The organism is Streptomyces sp. NPDC002788 (genome assembly GCF_053592115.1).
Genome location: NZ_JBSFVB010000016.1, coordinates 1 through 17,603, shown reverse-complemented (window position 1 = coordinate 17,603; position 17,603 = coordinate 1). Strand labels below are relative to the sequence as shown.

The 17,603-nt window shown below is 71.6% G+C and carries 15 protein-coding genes and 1 pseudogene; 8 read left to right on the top strand and 8 right to left on the bottom strand.

Going from position 1 to position 17,603, the window contains the following annotated elements; translation table 11 throughout:
- Positions 1 to 52 precede the first annotated feature (52 nt).
- A complete protein-coding gene (locus ACWD1U_RS27295) occupies positions 53 to 1,723 on the top strand; it encodes a penicillin-binding transpeptidase domain-containing protein (RefSeq protein ID WP_451111396.1) in 1,671 nt (556 codons plus the stop codon).
- Positions 1,724 to 1,732: 9 nt separating this feature from the next.
- On the opposite strand, the gene ACWD1U_RS27290 is transcribed toward ACWD1U_RS27295, so the two are convergent.
- Positions 1,733 to 2,098, bottom strand: a complete 366-nt coding sequence (locus ACWD1U_RS27290) for an SsgA family sporulation/cell division regulator (RefSeq protein ID WP_451111394.1) — start codon at positions 2,096 to 2,098, stop codon at positions 1,733 to 1,735.
- A gap of 169 nt (positions 2,099 to 2,267) precedes the next feature.
- On the opposite strand from ACWD1U_RS27290, the gene ACWD1U_RS27285 reads away from it, so the two are divergent.
- The 6 genes and pseudogenes from ACWD1U_RS27285 to ACWD1U_RS27260 all read left to right on the top strand — a co-directional run bounded on the left by ACWD1U_RS27285 (position 2,268) and on the right by ACWD1U_RS27260 (position 6,924).
- Positions 2,268 to 3,368 carry an energy-coupling factor ABC transporter permease gene (locus tag ACWD1U_RS27285; RefSeq protein ID WP_451111392.1) on the top strand — a complete coding sequence of 367 codons (1,101 nt, stop codon included), beginning with the start codon at positions 2,268 to 2,270 and terminating at the stop codon, positions 3,366 to 3,368.
- A 1-nt stretch (position 3,369) separates the two neighbouring features.
- On the top strand, positions 3,370 to 4,131 hold the full coding sequence (gene cbiQ / locus ACWD1U_RS27280) for a cobalt ECF transporter T component CbiQ (protein WP_451111391.1): 762 nt from the start codon (positions 3,370 to 3,372) through the stop codon (positions 4,129 to 4,131).
- On the top strand, positions 4,119 to 4,886 hold the full coding sequence (locus ACWD1U_RS27275; RefSeq protein ID WP_451111389.1) for an energy-coupling factor ABC transporter ATP-binding protein: 768 nt from the start codon (positions 4,119 to 4,121) through the stop codon (positions 4,884 to 4,886). Before cbiQ ends, ACWD1U_RS27275 begins: the two co-directional genes overlap by 13 nt.
- Positions 4,887 to 4,896: 10 nt before the next feature.
- Positions 4,897 to 5,163, top strand: a pseudogene (locus tag ACWD1U_RS27270) (MarR family winged helix-turn-helix transcriptional regulator); the annotation flags it as partial.
- A gap of 106 nt (positions 5,164 to 5,269) precedes the next feature.
- Entirely contained in the window at positions 5,270 to 5,725 is a 456-nt protein-coding gene (locus tag ACWD1U_RS27265) for an organic hydroperoxide resistance protein (RefSeq protein WP_451111387.1), read from the top strand.
- A 35-nt stretch (positions 5,726 to 5,760) separates the two neighbouring features.
- The gene (locus tag ACWD1U_RS27260; RefSeq protein ID WP_451111385.1) at positions 5,761 to 6,924 is read left to right on the top strand and encodes a serine hydrolase domain-containing protein; all 1,164 of its coding nucleotides are present in this window, start codon (positions 5,761 to 5,763) and stop codon (positions 6,922 to 6,924) included.
- Here ACWD1U_RS27260 and ACWD1U_RS27255 read toward each other — a convergent pair.
- The 3 genes from ACWD1U_RS27255 to ACWD1U_RS27245 form a co-directional block, all read right to left on the bottom strand.
- The gene (locus ACWD1U_RS27255; RefSeq protein WP_451111384.1) at positions 6,921 to 7,196 is read right to left on the bottom strand and encodes a DUF1876 domain-containing protein; all 276 of its coding nucleotides are present in this window, start codon (positions 7,194 to 7,196) and stop codon (positions 6,921 to 6,923) included. The two genes, ACWD1U_RS27260 and ACWD1U_RS27255, sit on opposite strands and share 4 nt — an antisense overlap.
- Before the next feature lie 147 nt (positions 7,197 to 7,343).
- A complete protein-coding gene (locus ACWD1U_RS27250) occupies positions 7,344 to 9,551 on the bottom strand; it encodes an MMPL family transporter (RefSeq protein WP_451111382.1) in 2,208 nt (735 codons plus the stop codon).
- 96 nt (positions 9,552 to 9,647) lie between these two features.
- Positions 9,648 to 10,247: a TetR/AcrR family transcriptional regulator gene (locus ACWD1U_RS27245; protein WP_451111380.1), complete on the bottom strand. Its 600-nt coding sequence runs from the start codon at positions 10,245 to 10,247 to the stop codon at positions 9,648 to 9,650.
- Positions 10,248 to 10,412: 165 nt separating this feature from the next.
- Between ACWD1U_RS27245 and ACWD1U_RS27240 the strand changes: the two genes are divergently transcribed.
- Positions 10,413 to 13,670 (top strand): S41 family peptidase, encoded by a 3,258-nt coding sequence (locus ACWD1U_RS27240; RefSeq protein WP_451111379.1) that lies wholly within the window; start codon positions 10,413 to 10,415, stop codon positions 13,668 to 13,670.
- A gap of 47 nt (positions 13,671 to 13,717) precedes the next feature.
- On the opposite strand, the gene ACWD1U_RS27235 is transcribed toward ACWD1U_RS27240, so the two are convergent.
- The 4 genes from ACWD1U_RS27235 to ACWD1U_RS27220 all read right to left on the bottom strand — a co-directional run bounded on the left by ACWD1U_RS27235 (position 13,718) and on the right by ACWD1U_RS27220 (position 17,340).
- On the bottom strand, positions 13,718 to 13,933 hold the full coding sequence (locus ACWD1U_RS27235; RefSeq protein ID WP_451111377.1) for a hypothetical protein: 216 nt from the start codon (positions 13,931 to 13,933) through the stop codon (positions 13,718 to 13,720).
- Between the two features lie 76 nt (positions 13,934 to 14,009).
- The gene (locus tag ACWD1U_RS27230; protein ID WP_451111375.1) at positions 14,010 to 14,894 is read right to left on the bottom strand and encodes an SDR family oxidoreductase; all 885 of its coding nucleotides are present in this window, start codon (positions 14,892 to 14,894) and stop codon (positions 14,010 to 14,012) included.
- The gene (locus tag ACWD1U_RS27225) at positions 14,891 to 15,814 is read right to left on the bottom strand and encodes an alpha/beta fold hydrolase (protein ID WP_451111374.1); all 924 of its coding nucleotides are present in this window, start codon (positions 15,812 to 15,814) and stop codon (positions 14,891 to 14,893) included. The genes ACWD1U_RS27230 and ACWD1U_RS27225 overlap by 4 nt, the downstream gene beginning before the upstream one ends.
- A complete protein-coding gene (locus ACWD1U_RS27220) occupies positions 15,811 to 17,340 on the bottom strand; it encodes a flavin-containing monooxygenase (RefSeq protein ID WP_451111372.1) in 1,530 nt (509 codons plus the stop codon). Before ACWD1U_RS27220 ends, ACWD1U_RS27225 begins: the two co-directional genes overlap by 4 nt.
- Positions 17,341 to 17,603: the final 263 nt, after the last annotated feature.

Sequence of the window (17,603 nt, the reverse complement as noted above, 5' to 3'; positions counted from 1 at the left end):
GGACAGCCGAGGGCAACGGGGACCCTGGGGATTCGCGGAGGAACGAACAGCAGTGGGCAACAGAAGGCGCGTCGCCGAGCGACGGAAGACGAAGCCCGTCGTGATCGGCGGGATGATCGCCGTGGTCCTCGGCGGCGGCGGGTTCGGCGCCTACGCGCTGTTCGGTGGCGGCGCCGCGGCCGACGACGGTACGCGCGCCGCGAGGGACCAGAAGTCCGAGGTGAAGACCGGCCCGCTGTCGCCGGCCGAGGTCACCAACACCGCGCGTGCCTTCCTCACCGCCTGGCAGTCGGGCAAGGTCACCCGGGCCGCCGCCGCCACCGACGACGCGGCCGCGGCCGCGGCCCTGCTCACCGGCTACACCAAGGACGCCGGGATCAAGGACGTCACCCTCACCCCTGGCAGACCGACCGGCGACAAGGTGCCGTTCTCCGTCAAGGGCACGGTGTCCTACAAGGGGACCGAGAAGCCGCTGGCGTACGACAGCGCCCTGACCGTCGTACGCCGCGCCGGCGACGGAAAGCCCCTGGTCGACTGGCACGCGGCGGTCGTCCACCCGGATCTGAAGGACGGCGACGAGCTGGTCACCGGCGAGGCGGGCACGCCCCCGGTCAAGGCGCTCGACCGGGACGGCGGCGAACTGACCAAGGCGAAGTACGCCTCGATCGGCCCGATTCTCGACGGGCTGCGCGAGAAGTACGGCAAGGAGGCCGGCGGCAAGGCCGGCATCGAGCTCCGGGTGGTGCGCGGGAAGGCCGCCAAGGCGAAGGACCTGTCCGACAAGACCCTGCTGGAGCTGAGCGAGGGCACCCCGGGCACGGTGAAGACCACGCTGGACCCGGCGCTGCAGGCGGCGGCCGAGAAGCAGGTCGCGAAGAAGGCCCGGTCGTCGGTGGCCGTGGTGCGGGTGTCGACCGGCGAGATCCTGGCCGCCGCCAACGCCTCCCCCGGCTTCAACACCGCCTTCCAGGGCTCCCTGGCCCCCGGTTCCACGATGAAGGTCATCACCTCGTCGCTGCTGATCGAGAAGGGTCTGGCCTCGGCGGACAAGAAGCACCCGTGCCCGAAGTACTTCACGTACGGGCACTGGAAATTCCAGAACGACGACAAGTTCGAGATCAAGGACGGCACCTTCAAGGCGAGCTTCGCCCGATCCTGCAACACGGCCTTCATCAGCCAGGCGCCGAAGCTGAAGGACGACGACCTGACCAAGCAGGCCCAGCAGGTGTTCGGCCTGGGGCTCGACAACTGGGCGATCGGGGTGCCGTCCTTCGACGGTTCGGTGCCGGTGCAGTCGGCGGCCCAGATGGGTGCCTCGCTGATCGGTCAGGGCGGGGTGCGGATGAACCCGCTGAACATGGCGTCCGTGTCGGCGACGGTCAAGGCAGGCACCTTCCACCAGCCGTACCTGGTCTCCCCGGAGGTGGACGGGCGCGAGCTCGCGACGGCCTCGCGCACGATGTCGGCGGGCACGCTGGCGCAGTTGCGTGAACTGATGTCGTACACGGCCGCGGCCGGCACGGCCGCGGAGGCGATGGCCGGGGTCGGCGGCGACGTCGGCGCGAAGACCGGGTCCGCCGAGGTCGACGGCCAGAAGAAGCCGAACGGCTGGTTCACCGCCTACCGGGGCGACCTTGCGGCGGCGGGTGTGGTCCAGCAGGGCGGGCACGGCGGTTCGACGGCCGGTCCGATCGTGGCGGCCCTGTTGAAGACGGGCAGCTGAGCCAGGAGTTCAGTGGGTCACGGGTGCCGCGGCGGCCATGTAGGTCCGCCGCAGGAACCGCAGCAGCGCCTGCCGCTCGAACTGCACCACGGACACGCCGTGCGCGGAGTGGAACTCCACGACGGCCTGCACCCGGCCGCACGGCCACACCCGCACCTCACCACTGCCCGCCGGGGCCCGCAGCCCCTCTTCCAGCAGCCGGCGGTCGAAGCTCCACTCCCGTCCCCCGGCTCCGGGCAGCCCGATCCGCACACGGAGGGGATCGCGCTCGGGGTCGTACCGCAGTGTGACCGGGACCGCTTCCAGCTCGTCGACCAGCGTGACGGCCGTGTCCGTGACGATGTGGGCTCGCGCGTACTGCTCGACTACGGACATCCGGCGGTCCCTTCACCGTGCGCTACCTGTGGGGAAACTGTGCGTCCATTCCCTCTCCAATGTCGCATATTTTGCGGATTGCGCCCCTGGATGCCGCACATATCACGGATGAGATAAAACGAGCGTCACGCTCTTGCAAATGGTTCGCATCTAGCCACATCATCGAACGGTGCATGTACCTGACGGATTCCTCAACGCCCCCACCTCCGCCGCCACCGGCGTGATCGCCGCGGGCGCCATCGCCGTGAGCCTGCGCGGCGCACGCCGGGAACTCGACGAGCGCACGGCGCCGCTGGCCGGGCTCGTCGCGGCGTTCATCTTCGCGGTGCAGATGCTGAACTTCCCCGTGGCGGCGGGGACCAGCGGCCATCTGCTCGGCGGTGCGCTGGCCGCGATACTGGTGGGTCCCTACACAGGGATCCTGTGTGTCTCCGTCGTCCTGCTCATGCAGGGCATCCTCTTCGCGGACGGCGGCCTGACCGCGCTGGGCGTGAACATCACCAACATGGCCATCGTCACCGTGATCGTCGCCTACGCCCTCTTCCGCGGCCTGGTGACGGTACTGCCCCGCACCCGCCGCTCGGTCACCGCGGCCTCCTTCGTCGCCGCCCTGGTCTCGGTCCCGGCCGCCGCGCTGGCCTTCACCCTGATGTACGCCATCGGCGGCACCACCGACGTCTCGATCGGCAAGGTCGCCACCGCCATGATCGGCGTGCACCTCCTGATCGGCATCGGCGAAGCCGTGATCACCGCGCTCACCGTCGGCGCGGTCATCGCCGTACGGCCCGACCTGGTGTACGGGGCGCGCGGCCTGACGCAGAGGCTCAAGCTGCGGGTGAACGGCGAGCTGGTCGACGCGCCGGAGGTCGAGCCGGAGCCCGCGCCGGTGACCGCCCGGGCGTCCCACCGCAAGGTGTGGGCGGCAGGTCTGGTCACGTCCTTGATCCTGGCGGGATTCGTCAGCTTCTACGCCTCCGCGGACCCGGACGGCCTGGAGAAGGTCGCCACCGACCACGGCATCGACAAGAAGGCCGAGGAGCACGCCGTGGCCGACTCCCCGCTCGCCGACTACGGCGTCAAGGACGTCGACGACGCCCGCCTGTCCGGGGGGCTGGCGGGCGTCGTCGGCGTGGGGGTCACGGTCGTCGCGGGCAGCGCGGTCTTCTGGGCCGTCCGCCGTCGCCGCACGGACGACGCCTCCCCGTCGAACACGTCGGACGCGCCGAACACGTCGGACGCGTCGGACCCGACGAGCACCACGAGCGTCTGACATGGGAGCGGGGCACGCGCACAAGCTCTACCGGCACGGGCACTCGCCCGTGCACGGACTGCCGCCGCACACCAAGCTCGCCGCGGTCTTCGCCTTCGTGGTCGTCGTGGTGTCGACGCCGCGGGAGGCGATGTGGGCGTTCGGGCTGTACGCCGTGCTGCTCGCGGTCGTGGCGTACGTGGCGCGCGTGCCCGCCGGGTTCCTGCTGCGCCGGCTGCTGATCGAGGTGCCGTTCGTCGCGTTCGCCGTGCTCATGCCGTTCGTGGCGGAGGGCGAGCGGGTCGACGTCCTCGGCCTGTCCCTGAGTGTCAACGGCCTGTGGGGTGCCTGGAACGTGCTCGCCAAGGGGACCCTCGGCGTCGCGGCCTCGGTGCTGCTGGCCGCCACGACCGAACTGCGCGAACTGCTCCTCGGCCTGCAGCGCCTGAAGCTCCCGCCGCTCCTCGTGCAGATCGCGTCCTTCATGATCCGTTACGGCGACGTCATCACGGACGAGATGCGGCGCATGCGGATCGCCCGGGAGTCACGCGGCTTCGAGGCGAGGGGGGTCCGGCACTGGGGCGTACTCGCCAAGTCGGCGGGCGCGCTGTTCATCCGCTCCTACGAGCGCGGCGAGCGCGTGCACCTGGCCATGGTCAGCCGCGGTTACGCCGGTTCCATGCCGGTCATCGACGAGGTGACCGCGTCCCGGGCGCAGTGGTCGTACGCCCTCGCCCTCCCGAGCGCGGCTCTGGTCGTCTGTCTGCTGGGATGGACCCTGTGACACCTTCCCTCGAAGTGGCCGGACTGGCCTTCGCCTACCCCGACGGGCACCAGGCCCTCTTCGGCGTCGACTTCTCGATCGCGCGCGGCGAGCGGGTCGCGCTGCTCGGGCCGAACGGCGCCGGCAAGACGACCCTCGTGCTGCATCTCAACGGCATCCTGACCGGCGGAGCCGGCACGGTGCGGGTCGCCGGGCTGCCCGTGGACAAGCGGCACATGGCCGAGGTCCGGCGCCGGGTCGGCATCGTCTTCCAGGACCCGGACGACCAGCTGTTCATGCCGTCGGTCCGCGAGGACGTGGCGTTCGGACCCGCGGCGGCCGGGCTGAAGGGCCCGGAGCTGGAGCAGCGCGTGGACCGGGCGCTGGAGCGGGTCGGCATGGCGGAGTTCAAGGACCGGCCACCGCACCACCTCTCCTTCGGGCAGCGCCGCCGGGTGGCCGTGGCGACCGTGCTGGCGATGGAGCCGGAGATCCTCGTCCTCGACGAGCCCTCCTCCAACCTCGACCCCGCCTCCCGCCGCGAACTGGCCGACATCCTGCGCTCGCTCGACGTGACCGTGCTGATGGTCACGCACGACCTGCCGTACGCCCTGGAGCTGTGCCCGCGCTCCTTGATCCTCAGCGAGGGCGTGATCGCGGCGGACGGCCCGACCGGCGAGCTGCTCTCCGACGAGCAACTGATGCGGGCCCACCGGCTGGAGCTGCCGTTCGGCTTCGATCCGCGTTCCGTGCCGGCCGCTCCGGCCCGTCCCTGACAATGAGCGCGTGCGCCTCGACTACGGCACGGTCTCGCCGCTGCTGAAGCGGCTGGAGTCGGCGGGCCTGGTGCGGCGTGAGCGGTCGGCCCGGGACGAGCGGTCGGTGCTCGTGGCGTCGACCGGGCGCGGCGAGGAGCTCCGGGAGCGGACGGGGCGGGTGCCCGACGCGCTGCTCACGGCGGTCGGGCTGGACCAGGCGGAGGTCGCGCGGCTCCGCGAGGAGCTGTGGCGGCTGGCCGAGCGGGCGGAGTCGGCGGCGGGCCGGGTCCGCTGATCCCGGGTTACCCCGGGTTGCCACCCCTGGTGGCCGCAGGCTGGTTACCGGTCAGTACCTTGTGCACGATGTACCTGCGCGCACCTGTTCCTGGGGAAGGCCCACCATGACCGACGGCACCGCTGCCGCCACCTGCGACACCCGTCCCACGAAGATCCTTTACGTCGCCGAGGCCACCGCCCACGGGGGCAGGGAAGGCTATGTCACCACCCAGGACGGGCAGCTCGACCTCAAGCTCGCGATGCCCGCGCGGCTCGGCGGCGACGGCAACGGCACCAATCCGGAACAGCTCCTCGCGGCCGGCTACAGCTCCTGCTTCCACGACGCCCTGATCCTGGTCGGCAACCGCGAGGGTTACGACCTCACCGGCTCCGCCGTCTCCGCGAAGGTGGGCATCGGTCCCAACAAGCAGCGGGGCTACGGTCTCGCGGTCGCCCTGAGCGTCTCCCTGCCGGTCGTCGACCCGGGCCTCGCGACCAAGCTGGTGGACGCCGCCCATGAGGTGTGCCCGTACTCGAACGCGACCCGCGGGAACATCGACGTGACCATCCTGCTTGGGTGAAGGGGAGCATCACGGCGAGACGAGGAGTTGCGGGCGTGGACGTGCACGGCACAGTGGCCGAGGGCTTCGAGCCGGTGAGGGAAGCGTTCGTACGGAACTTCGCCACGCTCGGGGACCGGGGCGCGGCGGTCGCCGTCTACCGAAACGGGCACAAGGTCGTCGACCTGTGGGGCGGCACGAAGGACGTCGACGGCACGGACCCCTGGGAGCGGGGAACCGCCCAGGTCGTGCGCTCGGCGACCAAGGGCGTGGCCGCCGCCGTGGTCCTGCTGCTGCACCAGCGCGGGCAGCTGGACCTGGACGCGCCGGTGGGGCACTACTGGCCGGAGTTCAAGGCGCGGGGCAAGGAGCGCGTGCTGGTCCGGCACGTGCTGAACCACCGGGCCGGGCTCCCCGTTCTCGACCGGCCGCTCAGCCCGCAGGAGGTCCTCGACCCGCTGAAGGGACCGCAGGCGGTCGCCGCGCAGGCCCCGGTCTGGGAGCCCGGCACCGACCACGGCTACCACGCGCTGACCTACGGCTGGCTGCTCGACGAACTCGTGCGGCGGGTGACCGGGCAGTCCGCCGGCGCGTGGCTCACGGAGCGGATCACCGGCCCGCTGGGCCTGGACCTCTGGCTGGGGCTGCCCGCCTCGCAGGCAGGCCGGGTGGGACGCGTGGGCCGCGTGGAGGGAGCCGAGCCGGCCGGCGGCCTGCGCGCCCGCCCCAAGCGTTCGGTGACCCAGGCCTACCAGGACCCGGCCTCCCTCACGCGCCGGGCCTTCGCCGCGATCACCCCGTTCCCCGAGCAGAACGACCCCGCCTACCGCGCGGCGGCCCTCCCCGCGACCAACGCGATCGCGACGGCGGACGGACTCGCCCGCTTCTACGCCACGCTGATCGGCGACACGGCCGGTGCCGCACGGCTCTTCACGCCCGAGACGGTCGAACTTGCCCGGGCCGAGGAGTCCGCGGGCCCCGACCGGGTCCTGGTGGTCGGCACCCGCTTCGGCCTCGGCTACATGCTGCACGGCGGCACCTCGCCCTTCCTCACCCCGGGCTCCTTCGGCCACCCGGGCCGCGGCGGCGCACTGGGCTTCGCCGACCCGGAGACCGGGGTCGCCTTCGGCTACGTCACCAACGGCTTCCGCAAGACGGTGACGGCGGACCCGAGGGCGCAGGGACTGGTGCGGGCGGTGCGGGGAGTGCTGGGCCTCTAGACGTGAATGGGGTGGGAGGTCCGCCCGGACGCCTGGTCGATCTCCTCGTGCGCCTTCGTCAGCAACCGCATGGCGATCTCGTTGAGCGCCCGGGCCCCGGCGATCTCCTCCCCGACCCTGGGCTGATTGGCATCGGACCGGTGCCGGTTCGCGTGCCCTTGCGCCCGTACCTCGGTGCCGTCGGGCAGACGGACCATCGCGACGGCCCGCGTGTGCTGGTCGTCCTCCATGAACTCCATCTCGACATGCCATCCGACTGTGGTGTGCATCATGACGATCACCTCCGGAACACCTAGTTCCAGGGTGCTCCCGAGCGAGGACGAGCGCACCCGCCTCACCACGAGGCGTGGAAGAGGCCGGTGAGGGCGCCCCGTCCCCACGGAGCCCTCACCGGCCGGTCCTCGGAAAAGGTCGGGCCGTCAGGCCCGTACCAGCTCCCGGTCTTCGCCTGCGCCGTCGGTCAGGGCGCGCAGCCCCTCGCCCTCCACGTCCACGTTCGGCAGGGCCCGGTCCAGCCACTTGGGCAGCCACCAGGCCTTGCGGCCGAGGAGCGCCAGGACCGCCGGGACGATGGCCATGCGGACGATGAACGCGTCGAAGAAGACCGCGATCGCGAGGCCGAAGCCGATCATCTTGACCATCGACTCGGACGAGCCGATGAAGCCGGCGAAGACGGCCATCATGATGACGGCGGCGGCGGTGACGACCCGGGCGCCGTGCCGGAAACCGGTGACCACGGCCTGCGCGGGCTTCTCGCCGTGCACGTAGGCCTCCCGCATGCGGGTCACGAGGAACACCTCGTAGTCCATGGCCAGGCCGAAGACCACGCCGACCATGAAGATCGGCATCATCGACATGACCGGGCCCGTCTGCTCCACGCCCATCAGGTCCGCCAGCCAGCCCCACTGGAACACCGCGACGACCGCGCCGAGGGCCGCCATCACGGAGAGGAGGAAGCCGAGGGCCGCCTTCAGGGGGACCAGGATCGAGCGGAACACCACGATGAGGAGGAGGAAGGCCAGGCCGACGACGAGGATCAGGTAAGGCACCAGCGCGTCGTCGAGTTTCTGGCTGACGTCGATGTTCATGGCCGTGCTGCCGGTGACCAGGACGTTCGCGTCCGTGTCGGCCTTGATGCCCGCGCCCGCGTCCCGGATGCCGTGCACCAGGTTCTCCGTCGTGACGGACGACGGCTTCGAGCCGGGGACGACGGTGATGGTGGCGGTGTCACCGGCCTTGTTGGGCGCCGGTGGCGTCACGGTGACGACGTTTTTCAGCCCCTTGATCTCGTCGCCGACCGCCGTGAACGCCGCCTTCGGGTCGTCGCTGCCCTTGGCGTCGACCACGACCATCAGCGGACCGTTGAAGCCCGGCCCGAAGCCCTCGGAGAGGAGGTCGTAGGCGCGGCGCTGGGTGGTGGAGGTGGGCTGGGAGCCGTCGTCCGGCAGGCCCAGTTCGAGGCTCGCCGCCGGGACGGCCGCCGCGCCGAGGCCGATGACGCCGAGCAGCAGCACCGCGATCGGGCGGCGTACGACGAAACTCGCCCAGCGAGTGCCCAGGTTGGGCTTGGCCGGCTTGTCCTGTGCCGTGGCCCGGCCGAGCAGCTTGCCCTTCTCTCTCGCCGGCTTCACCTTGCGACCCGCGTATCCGAGCAGCGCGGGAATCATGGTCAGCGCGATCAGCACCGCGATGGCCACCGTGCCCGCCGCCGCGACACCCATCTTCGTGAGCATCGGGATGTTGACGACGGCCAGGCCGACGAGGGCGATCACCACGGTGAGGCCCGCGAAGACGACCGCGGAGCCGGCCGTGCCGGCGGCCCGGCCGGCCGCCTCCTCGCGGTCGCGGCCCTCGGCCAGTTCGGCGCGGTAGCGAGAGACGATGAAGAGGGCGTAGTCGATGCCGACCGCGAGGCCGATCATCGTGGCGAGGGTGGAGGTGGTCGTGCCCAGGTCCAGGGCGCCGGCCAGGGCGGTGATCGTGGAGACGCCGATGCCCACGCCGATGAGGGCTGTCAGCAGCGGCAGCCCGGCCGCGACCAGCGAGCCGAAGGTGATGACGAGGACGACCGCGGCGACCGCGATGCCGATGATCTCGCTGGAGCCGGTGTGCGGTACCGCCTGGAGCGCGTCACCGCCGATCTCGACGGTCAGTCCGGCCTTCCGCGCGTCCCGCGCGCTGTCCTGCAGGGCGTCCTTCGCGCCGTCGTCCAGCTCCATGCCGGAGACCTTGTACGACACCTGCGCGTACGCGACCGTGCCGTCCTTGCTGACGGCCTTCGCCTGGTAGGGGTCGGTGACGCCGGCGACCTCGGAGCCGTCGCCCAGTTCCTCGACGGTCGCCTGGACGGTCGCCTTGTTGCCCGGATCGGTCATCTTCTCCCCGCTCGGCGCCTTGAAGACCACGCGGGCGGTGGCGCCGTCGGCGCTGGCACCGGGGAAGCGCTGCTCCAGCAGGTCGAAGGCCTTCTGGGCCTCGGTGCCGGGAATGGAGAACGAACTGCTGCCCGCGGCGGGTGCGCCGGCCGCGCCGACACCGGCGAGGGTCAGCAGGGCCACCCATATCAGGGCGACGAAGTGCCGTCGCCGGTACGAGAGCCGGCCGAGTTTGTAGAGGAATGTGGCCACGAGGGCGTACTCCCGGTCAGTCGTGGGGTTTTCAGGGCAGGGGTGATCAGCCCGACGACGTGAGCGGTGACGTCAGGTGGGGGCTAGCCGAGGGGGCTACTCGGTGGGTACGCCGAGGGCGGGGAGGACCACGGCGTCGATGTACGAGGCGAGGAAGGCCTGCGTCGGCGGCTGGTCGTCGATCAGCGTGCGGGTGGCGAAAGCGCCCACGAGCATGTGCACGACGTAGTCCAGAGCCGGGCAGTCGGCGCGGACCTCGCCGCGGTCGACGGCCCTGCGCACCACCCGGTGGAACTCCTCCATCTCCGGCTCGATGAGCAGTTCCTTGAACGCCTGGAGGAGGTCCGGGTTGCTGTGCACCGCCGTGAACAGACCCCGCATCAGCGCGGCGTTCTGCTGCATGGTGCAGTCGTCCTCACGCGAGGTGAGGGCGTGCAGGTCGCCCCGCAGGGACCCTGTGTCGACGTCGGCGACGTTGCCCGGCTTGTTGTGCCGGATCGCCTTCGCCACCAGCTCCGGCTTGCCGCCCCACTGGCGGTAGAGCGTGGCCTTGCTGGACCGGGTGCGGGCGGCCACGGCGTCCATGGTGAGGGCGTCGTAGCCGACTTCGCGGAGCAGGTCGAGCACGGCAGCGTACAACTCGGCCTCCCGCTCGGGGGTGATCCGACTGCGACGCACGGCGGCGACCTCAGCCATCTCTCTCACCTTCCTGCTCCGAACGACACGGTTTCGTACGGCACGAAGGTAGCGCATACCCTATGAAAACGAAACGGTTTCGTACGTGCCTTGCGTCACGGCAAGGCCACCACTGCCCGTTTGTCATAACTTGCTCCACCTCCTCCCCCGGCAAAGCATGAAGACGTGACCTATCTGCGTCTGCCGCACCTCCATGACGACCTGCTCTGCTTCGTGGCCGAGGACGACCTCTGGCTCGCCCCGCTCGACGGCCCCGGCCGCGCCTGGCGGCTCACCGTCGACCGCACCAAGGTCGGCCACCCCCGCCTCTCGCCCGACGGCCGGCACCTCGCGTACACGAGCTGGCGCAGCCTGGTGTCCGAGGTCCATATCGCCCCGGTGGACGGCGGCCCCGCCCGCCAGGTGACCCACTGGGGCAGCGCCGACACCCGGGTCTGCGGATGGACCCCGGACGGCGAGATCCTGGCCGTGGCCTCGCACGGGGAGCCGTTCTCGTTCTTCACCTGGGCCTACAAGGTCTCCCCGGACGGCGACCCGGGCAGGAAACTCCCCTGGGGTCCGGTCGCCGACATCCAGGTCGCCGATCTGGAGGGGGAGCGCAGATCCCTCCTTCTCACCGGCACCCCGCCGCACGAACCGGCCGCCTGGAAGCGCTACCGGGGCGGGGCCACGGGCAGGCTGTGGCTGCACGGCGAACGGCTGCTCGAAGGCCTCGGCGGCCATCTGCACTCCCCCATGTTCGTCGGCGGCCGGATCGCCTTCCTCTCCGACCACGAAGGCGTCGGCAACCTGTACTCCTGCGCCTACGACGGCTCCGACCTGCGCCGCCACACCGACCACGACGCCTTCTACGCCCGGCACGCCGCAGGCGACGGCAGCCGGGTGGTGTACCAGTGCGCGGGCGACCTGTGGCTTGTGGACGATCTGTCCCCGGACTCCGAGCCGCGCCGGCTGGACGTGCGGCTGAGCGGGCCGCGCGCGGGGCGGCGCCCGTACCAGGTGGCGGCCTCCCAGCACGTGGACGGGATCTCGGTCGACGAGACCGGGCGGGCCGGCGCGGTCGTGGTCCGCGGCAGCCTGTACTGGCTCACCACCCGGGACGGCCCGGCCCGCACCCTCACCGACACCCCGGACGTGCGGGTGCGGATGCCGGAGATGCTCGGCGGGAGCGGGCGGGTGGCGTACGTGACGGACGCGGAGGGCGAGGACGCGATCGAGATCGCCTTCCTGCCCCGGGCGAGCGGCGACCGGGCGCCCCGGCGGCTCGCCTCCGGCGAGCTGGGGCGGGTACGGGAACTGGTCTCGGACCCGGAGGGCGAGCGGCTGGCGGTCGCCTCGCACGACGGACGGCTGCTCCTCGTGGACGTGACCGAGGACTCCGGCGGCGAGGTCACCGAGCTCATCCGGTCGATCAACGGGCCCGTGCGGGACCTGGCGTTCTCCCCGGACGGGGCGTGGCTGACCTGGTCCCACCCGGGCATCGGGCGGACGCTGCGGCAGATCAAAATGGCCCGACTCGCCGGAACGGCAGAAGGGGACCGGTTCGTCGTCGACGTCACCGACGGCCGTTTCGAGGACGAGAACCCGGTCTTCACGCGCGACGGCCGCTACCTCGCCTTCCTGTCCTGGCGCGGCTTCGACCCGGTCTACGACGTGCACACCGGCGACCTGTCCTTCCCGCTGGGCTGCCGCCCGTACCTCGTGCCGCTGTCCTCGGCGACCCCCTCCCCGTTCGCGGTGAACCCGGAGGGCCGTCCGGCCGCCGGGGGCCTGGACCCGGTGGAGGACGAGGAGAACGGGGACACCGGGGCGGTGACGGTCGAGGTCGAGGGGCTGGAGAGCCGGGTCACGCCGTTCCCGGTGTCCGCCTCCAAGTACTCGGCGCTGCACCCGGTGGCGGGCGGCGGACTGGTGTGGCTGCGCTGGCCGATCTCCGGCGCGCTGGGCGAGACGTTCGCCAATCCGGACGACACCAGCGGCCGGCCGACCCTGGAGCACTTCGGCATCACCAAGGCCAAGAAGTCCGAACTCGCCCAGCACCTGGACTGGTTCGCGGTGAGCGGCGACGGCAGCCGACTGGTGATCGTCGACGAGGGCGAACTGCGCGCGGTGCCGGCCACCGAGCCGGGCGACTCCGACTCGACGGTGTGGATCGACGCCCGCCGCATCCTGCACACGGTCGAGCCGGCGGCGGAGTGGCGGCAGGCGTACGAGGAGGCCGGGCGGCTGATCCGGGCGTACTTCTGGGAGCCGGGCATGTGTGGCATCGACTGGGACGGGGTGCTGGAACAGTACCGTCCGCTGGTCGAACGGGTCGCGTCCCCGGACGAGTTCGCGGACCTGCTGCGCGAGGTGCTGGGTGAACTGGGCACGTCCCACGCGTACGTCACCGCCGCGCGGCGCAACGAGGGCCCGCCGCACTACCAGCGCCGGCAGGGCCTGCTGGGCGCCAACTTCGTACGCCGGGACGGCGGCTGGATGGTCAAGCGGATCCTGCCCGGCGACTCCTCCGACTCCAAGGCCCGCTCTCCACTGGCCGGTACGGGCATCCGGCAGGGCGCGGTCCTCACCCATGTCGACGGCCGCCCGGTGGATCCGCATGCCGGCCCCTATCCGCTGCTGGCGGGGGCGGGCGGGACGACGGTGGAGCTGACCTTCACCCCGGCGGAGGGCGAGGGCCCGCCCCGGCGGGTCGCGGTCGTGCCGCTGGTCGACGAGCGGCCGTTGCGCTACCAGGACTGGGTGGCCAAACGCCGGGCCGTGGTACGGCGGTTGAGCGGGGGCCGATGCGGCTACCTGCACATCCCGGACATGGGCGGTTCGGGCTGGGCGCAGTTCAACCGGGATCTGCGCATGGAGGTGTCCCGGCCGGCGCTGATCGTGGACGTCCGGGGCAACGCGGGCGGTCACATCAGCGAGCTGGTCATCGAGACCCTCAGCCGCACGATCCTGGGCTGGGACCTGACCCGCGACGCCCAGCCCGTGTCGTACACCTCGAACGCGCCGCGTGGCCCGGTGGTGGCCCTGGCGGACGAGGCGACCTCCTCCGACGGCGACATGATCACCGCGGCGTTCAAGCTGCTGAAGCTGGGCCCGGTGGTGGGGCAGCGCACCTGGGGCGGTGTGGTCGGCATGACCGGCCGCCACGAGTTGGGGGACGGCACGGTGATCACGGTGCCGATGAACGCGGCCTGGTTCGACGCCTACGGCTGGTCGGTGGAGAACAAGGGCGTCGCCCCCGACATCGACGTCCTGCGCACCCCGCTGGACTGGGCCGAGGGCCGGCACGCCCAGCTGACCGACGCGGTGGAACTGGCCCTGGGGCTGCTGGAGACCGACCCGCCCGCCACACCGCCGACCTACAGCGACGTACCGGACCGCTCCCGGCCGAAGCTCCCGCCGCGGACGCGGCCCGGGACGTGAGGAAGGGGTGCCCCGCGCGGGGCACCCCTTCCCTTCAGCACGCAACGTCAGGCGTCGTAGTCCTGGTCGAAGCGGTCGTCCTGCTCGCGCTCACGCTCACGCTCGCGGTCGCGCTGCGGCTGCGGCTGCGGCTGCGAGGGGTCCATGTCCTCGTCCCGCCGGCGGCCGCGGCCCTGCATCTGCTCGCGAGCCTGGCCCGCCTTCTCGCGGGCCTGGTTCTGCCACTGCTCGGACTTCTCCTGGAACTGGTCCTTCATACCCATGTGGGTCCACTCCCGTTGGGGGTGAGGGGATCTGGCTCGATCAGATTCACACGCGCCGTCACCCTGCGCATGTCGATCATTCACGGAGCGTAGTACGCCGCTGCTCATCGGCCGCTCCACCCGCCCCGACCAGGCCCGTGGGCATGCCCGTCAGCCGGTCCGCGAACCGCCGCATCTCGCGCCGGCCCACCGTCCCGATGACCCCGGGCAGATAACCGCGCACGCCCTGCATCCCGCGCAGCCACCACTGACCGTACACATGACTCGACCGCCGCTCGATCCCCGCCACGAGCCGGTCCACCGCCGGACTGAGCGGGTACGTCTTGTTCGACGGCCACGGCAGCCGCTGCCTCAACTCCCGCATGACGTCCACCTGATCGGCACCGCGCACCATGTCGGTGTCGGTCCACGACAGGTACCCGACGCCGACCTGCACGCCCCGGTACCCGACCTCGGCACGCAGGCTGTGCGCGTACGCCTCCACGCCCGACTTGGACGCGCAGTACGCGGTCATCATCGGCGCCGGGGTGATCGCCGCGAGGGACGCGATCTGGAGCAGATAGCCCCGGCTCTCCAGCAGCAGCGGCAGGAAGGCGCGGGCCGTCACCGCCGAGCCGACCAGGTTGACCTCGATCACCCGCCGCCAGGACTCGGGGTCGGAGTCGGCGAACGGACCGCCCGTGGCCACACCGGCGTTGGCGACCACGATGTCGACCCTGCCGAAGCGCTCCTCGACCTCACTCGCGACCCGGGCCATCGCCTCGTGGTCGGTGACGTCGGCGTGCCAGTGGTCGCTGTCGCTGTGCAGCCGCCCGGAGACCTCCTTGAGCGCCTCCGGTTCGAGCCCGACCAGCGCCACCCTCACACCGCGTGCGGAGAGCTTGCGGGCCAGCAACTCCCCGACGCCGCGCGCCGCCCCGGTCACCACGGCGACCCTGCCTTCGAGGCTCACCCTGCTCATGCGCTCTCCTCGGTTGCGACCTGGACGTGTGCGTGGACGAGTTCACGTATCCTCTTGGTGACCAGCTCGGGCGCCTCGATGGGCGTCATGTGGCCGATGCCGGGCAGCTCGGTCAGTCCGGTGCAGTGCGGCAGCGCCTCGGCCAGCGCCCGGGCCTGCACCGGCGGCGTCAGCCGGTCCGCCGTACCGACGACGACAGCCGCGGGCACCCGCAACTCCCGTACGCCGAGGTCGAGGTCGAGCAGATCCAGCACCTGCGACCAGGTGTGGCGGACCTTGCGGGGGCAGGCGTGCACGACGCGGGCGCAGGCCTCGACCATGTGCGGTGCCGAAGCGGGGCCCATGGTCCCGTACTTGAGGATCCGGCGGGCCAGTGGTGTGACGGGACCGAGCGGGGCGCGGGAGCCGAGGATCCGCCGGGTCAGCCAGGTCCGCAGCCGACCGGGCCGCATGGGGACGACGGTGGAGGCCGCGACCAGCTGCGAACTGCCCGTGCTGCACAGCAGGACGGCCGCGGTGTGCGCGCGGAAGGCGGCTCTCCCGGAGGCCGCCATGACGGTCATGCCGCCCATGGAGTGCCCGGCGATCACGGCCTGTTCGCCGGGTGCCAGGGTGGCTTCGAGGACGGCTTCCAGGTCGTCGGCGAGCGCGTCGGTGCTGCACACGGGGCTCGCGGGGCTGCGGCCGTGGCCGCGCTGGTCGTAGGCGACGACCCGGTGGTCGGCGGCCAGTTCGCGGATCTGGGCCGCCCAGAAGGCGGTGGAGCAGGTCCAGCCGTGGGCGAGGACGACGGCGGGCGCGCCCTCGGGCCCGTGGACCTCGACGTGCAGCCGGGCGCCGTCGGCGGAGACGGCGGTCAGTTCACGCACCGGGACGGGCGGGGCGTAGGGGCCGGAGTCGACGGACAGCAGGCGGCTCACGCGTCCACCCCGGCCTGCTCCGCGGCTTTCTCCGCCGGCTGCTCGGCCGCCGGGGCCCTCAGGACGTCGTACTCCGCGAGGTCGACCCGTCGCGTCGCCCGCCGGAACTCGCCTGTCGTGCCGGGCCAGATGGTGGTGTTGCGGCCGCTCGCGTCGAGGTACCAGCTGGTGCAGCCGCCGGTGTTCCACACCGTGCGCCTCATCCGCTCCTGCACCCGGTGGTTCCAGGCACTCACGGCGCTCGGACGGGCGTCGAGGGCGACCCGGCCGCCGAGGACGTCGAGCTGGCGGACGAAGTCGGCGAGGTAGTTCAGCTGGGACTCGATCATGAGGATCATCGAGGAGTTCCCCAGGCCCGTGTTGGGCCCGATGATCGTCATCCAGTTGGGGAACCCGGCAGCCGAAGCGCCGCGCAGGGCCTCCATGCCGCCCTTCCAGGTTTCGGCGAGGGTGTGCCCGTCGGCGCCCACGACCCGGTCGGCGATGGGCATGTCGGTGACGTGGAACCCGGTGCCGAAGACGATCGCGTCGACCTCGGCCTCACTGCCATCGGCGGCGACAAGGGTGGAACCGCGGATTTCGGCCAGCCCACTCGCGACGACGTCCACATTCGGCCGGGCGAGCGCCGGGTAGTACTCGCTGGACAGCAGGATCCGCTTGCAGCCGATGCGGTAGTCCGGGGTGAGCTTCGCCCGCAGGGCCGGGTCCTTGATGGCACGGGCCATGTTGCGCCGGGCCAGCTTCTCGACCAGACCGAGCTCGTCGGGGCGCTTGGTGAACGCCTGGACCTGCAACTCCCGGATGCCCCACAGCAGTCCGCGCCGCAGCTGCGAGGTGAAGGGCAGCTGCCGGTGGAGCCACCGCTCGGCGCCGCTGATGGCCCGGTCCATCCGCGGCATCACCCACGGCGGGGTGCGCTGGAAGAGGGTGAGCCGGGAGACGTCCGGCTGGATGGACGGCACGATCTGGACGGCCGAGGCGCCCGTGCCCACCATGGCGACGCGCTTGCCGCGCAGGTCGTAGTCGTGGTCCCAGCGGGCGGAGTGGAACACCTTGCCGGGGAAGGAGGCCAGGCCGGGGATGTCCGGCACCTTCGGGTCGGACAACGGCCCGGTGGCGGAGACGACCATGTCCGCCGACAGGTTCCCGCCGGCGGTCTCGATGTCCCAGCACAGCCGCTCGCCGTTCCAGCTCATCCGCTTCACCTCCGAGTCGAAGCGGATGTGCGGCCGCAGCCGGAACGTGTCCGCCACGTGCTCCAGGTAGGCGCGGATGTGCTCCTGCCCCGAGAAGGTGCGCGGCCAGTCGGGGTTGGGCGCGAAGGAGAAGGAGTACAGGTGGGACGGCACGTCACACGCGCAGCCCGGGTAGCTGTTGTCCCGCCAGGTGCCGCCGACACCGCCGGCCCGCTCCAGCACGACGAAGTCGGTGATCCCCTCCCGGCGCAGCCGCACGGCGGCCCCCAGCCCGCCGAACCCGGACCCGACCACCACGACCCGCACATGCTCGTGTTCGCGCTCGCCCATGCCGACACCTCCACACACCACGAGAACCGCGCCAGTGAACACTGGCGCAATGGGAGCGTAGGGCAGCGGCGTACCGATGGGTAGGGGGCGGGACCAGGAAAGTTACCCACGGTACGCCTTAGGGGTCCTTGCACTATGCCCGCCCGGGTCGCGTGGTCTGGCAACGCGGCGCTCGAACTTCGCCTTCGCCACTGGGGTCCTCCTGTGGAGTGGTTCTGGTACGCCTTACTCATCGGCGCCAGGTGATCTTTGCTGGAAAGCCC

Bases quoted from the DNA above. Each gene is read 5' to 3' on its own strand.
- ACWD1U_RS27275 (WP_451111389.1), top strand. From the start codon at position 4,119: ATGGACCCTGTGACACCTTCCCTCGAAGTGGCCGGACTGGCCTTCGCC.
- cbiQ (WP_451111391.1), top strand. From the start codon at position 3,370: ATGGGAGCGGGGCACGCGCACAAGCTCTACCGGCACGGGCACTCGCCC.
- ACWD1U_RS27235 (WP_451111377.1), bottom strand. From the start codon at position 13,933: ATGGGTATGAAGGACCAGTTCCAGGAGAAGTCCGAGCAGTGGCAGAAC.
- ACWD1U_RS27265 (WP_451111387.1), top strand. From the start codon at position 5,270: ATGACCGACGGCACCGCTGCCGCCACCTGCGACACCCGTCCCACGAAG.
- ACWD1U_RS27255 (WP_451111384.1), bottom strand. From the start codon at position 7,196: ATGATGCACACCACAGTCGGATGGCATGTCGAGATGGAGTTCATGGAG.
- ACWD1U_RS27220 (WP_451111372.1), bottom strand. From the start codon at position 17,340: ATGGGCGAGCGCGAACACGAGCATGTGCGGGTCGTGGTGGTCGGGTCC.
- ACWD1U_RS27290 (WP_451111394.1), bottom strand. From the start codon at position 2,098: ATGTCCGTAGTCGAGCAGTACGCGCGAGCCCACATCGTCACGGACACG.
- ACWD1U_RS27245 (WP_451111380.1), bottom strand. From the start codon at position 10,247: ATGGCTGAGGTCGCCGCCGTGCGTCGCAGTCGGATCACCCCCGAGCGG.
- ACWD1U_RS27230 (WP_451111375.1), bottom strand. From the start codon at position 14,894: ATGAGCAGGGTGAGCCTCGAAGGCAGGGTCGCCGTGGTGACCGGGGCG.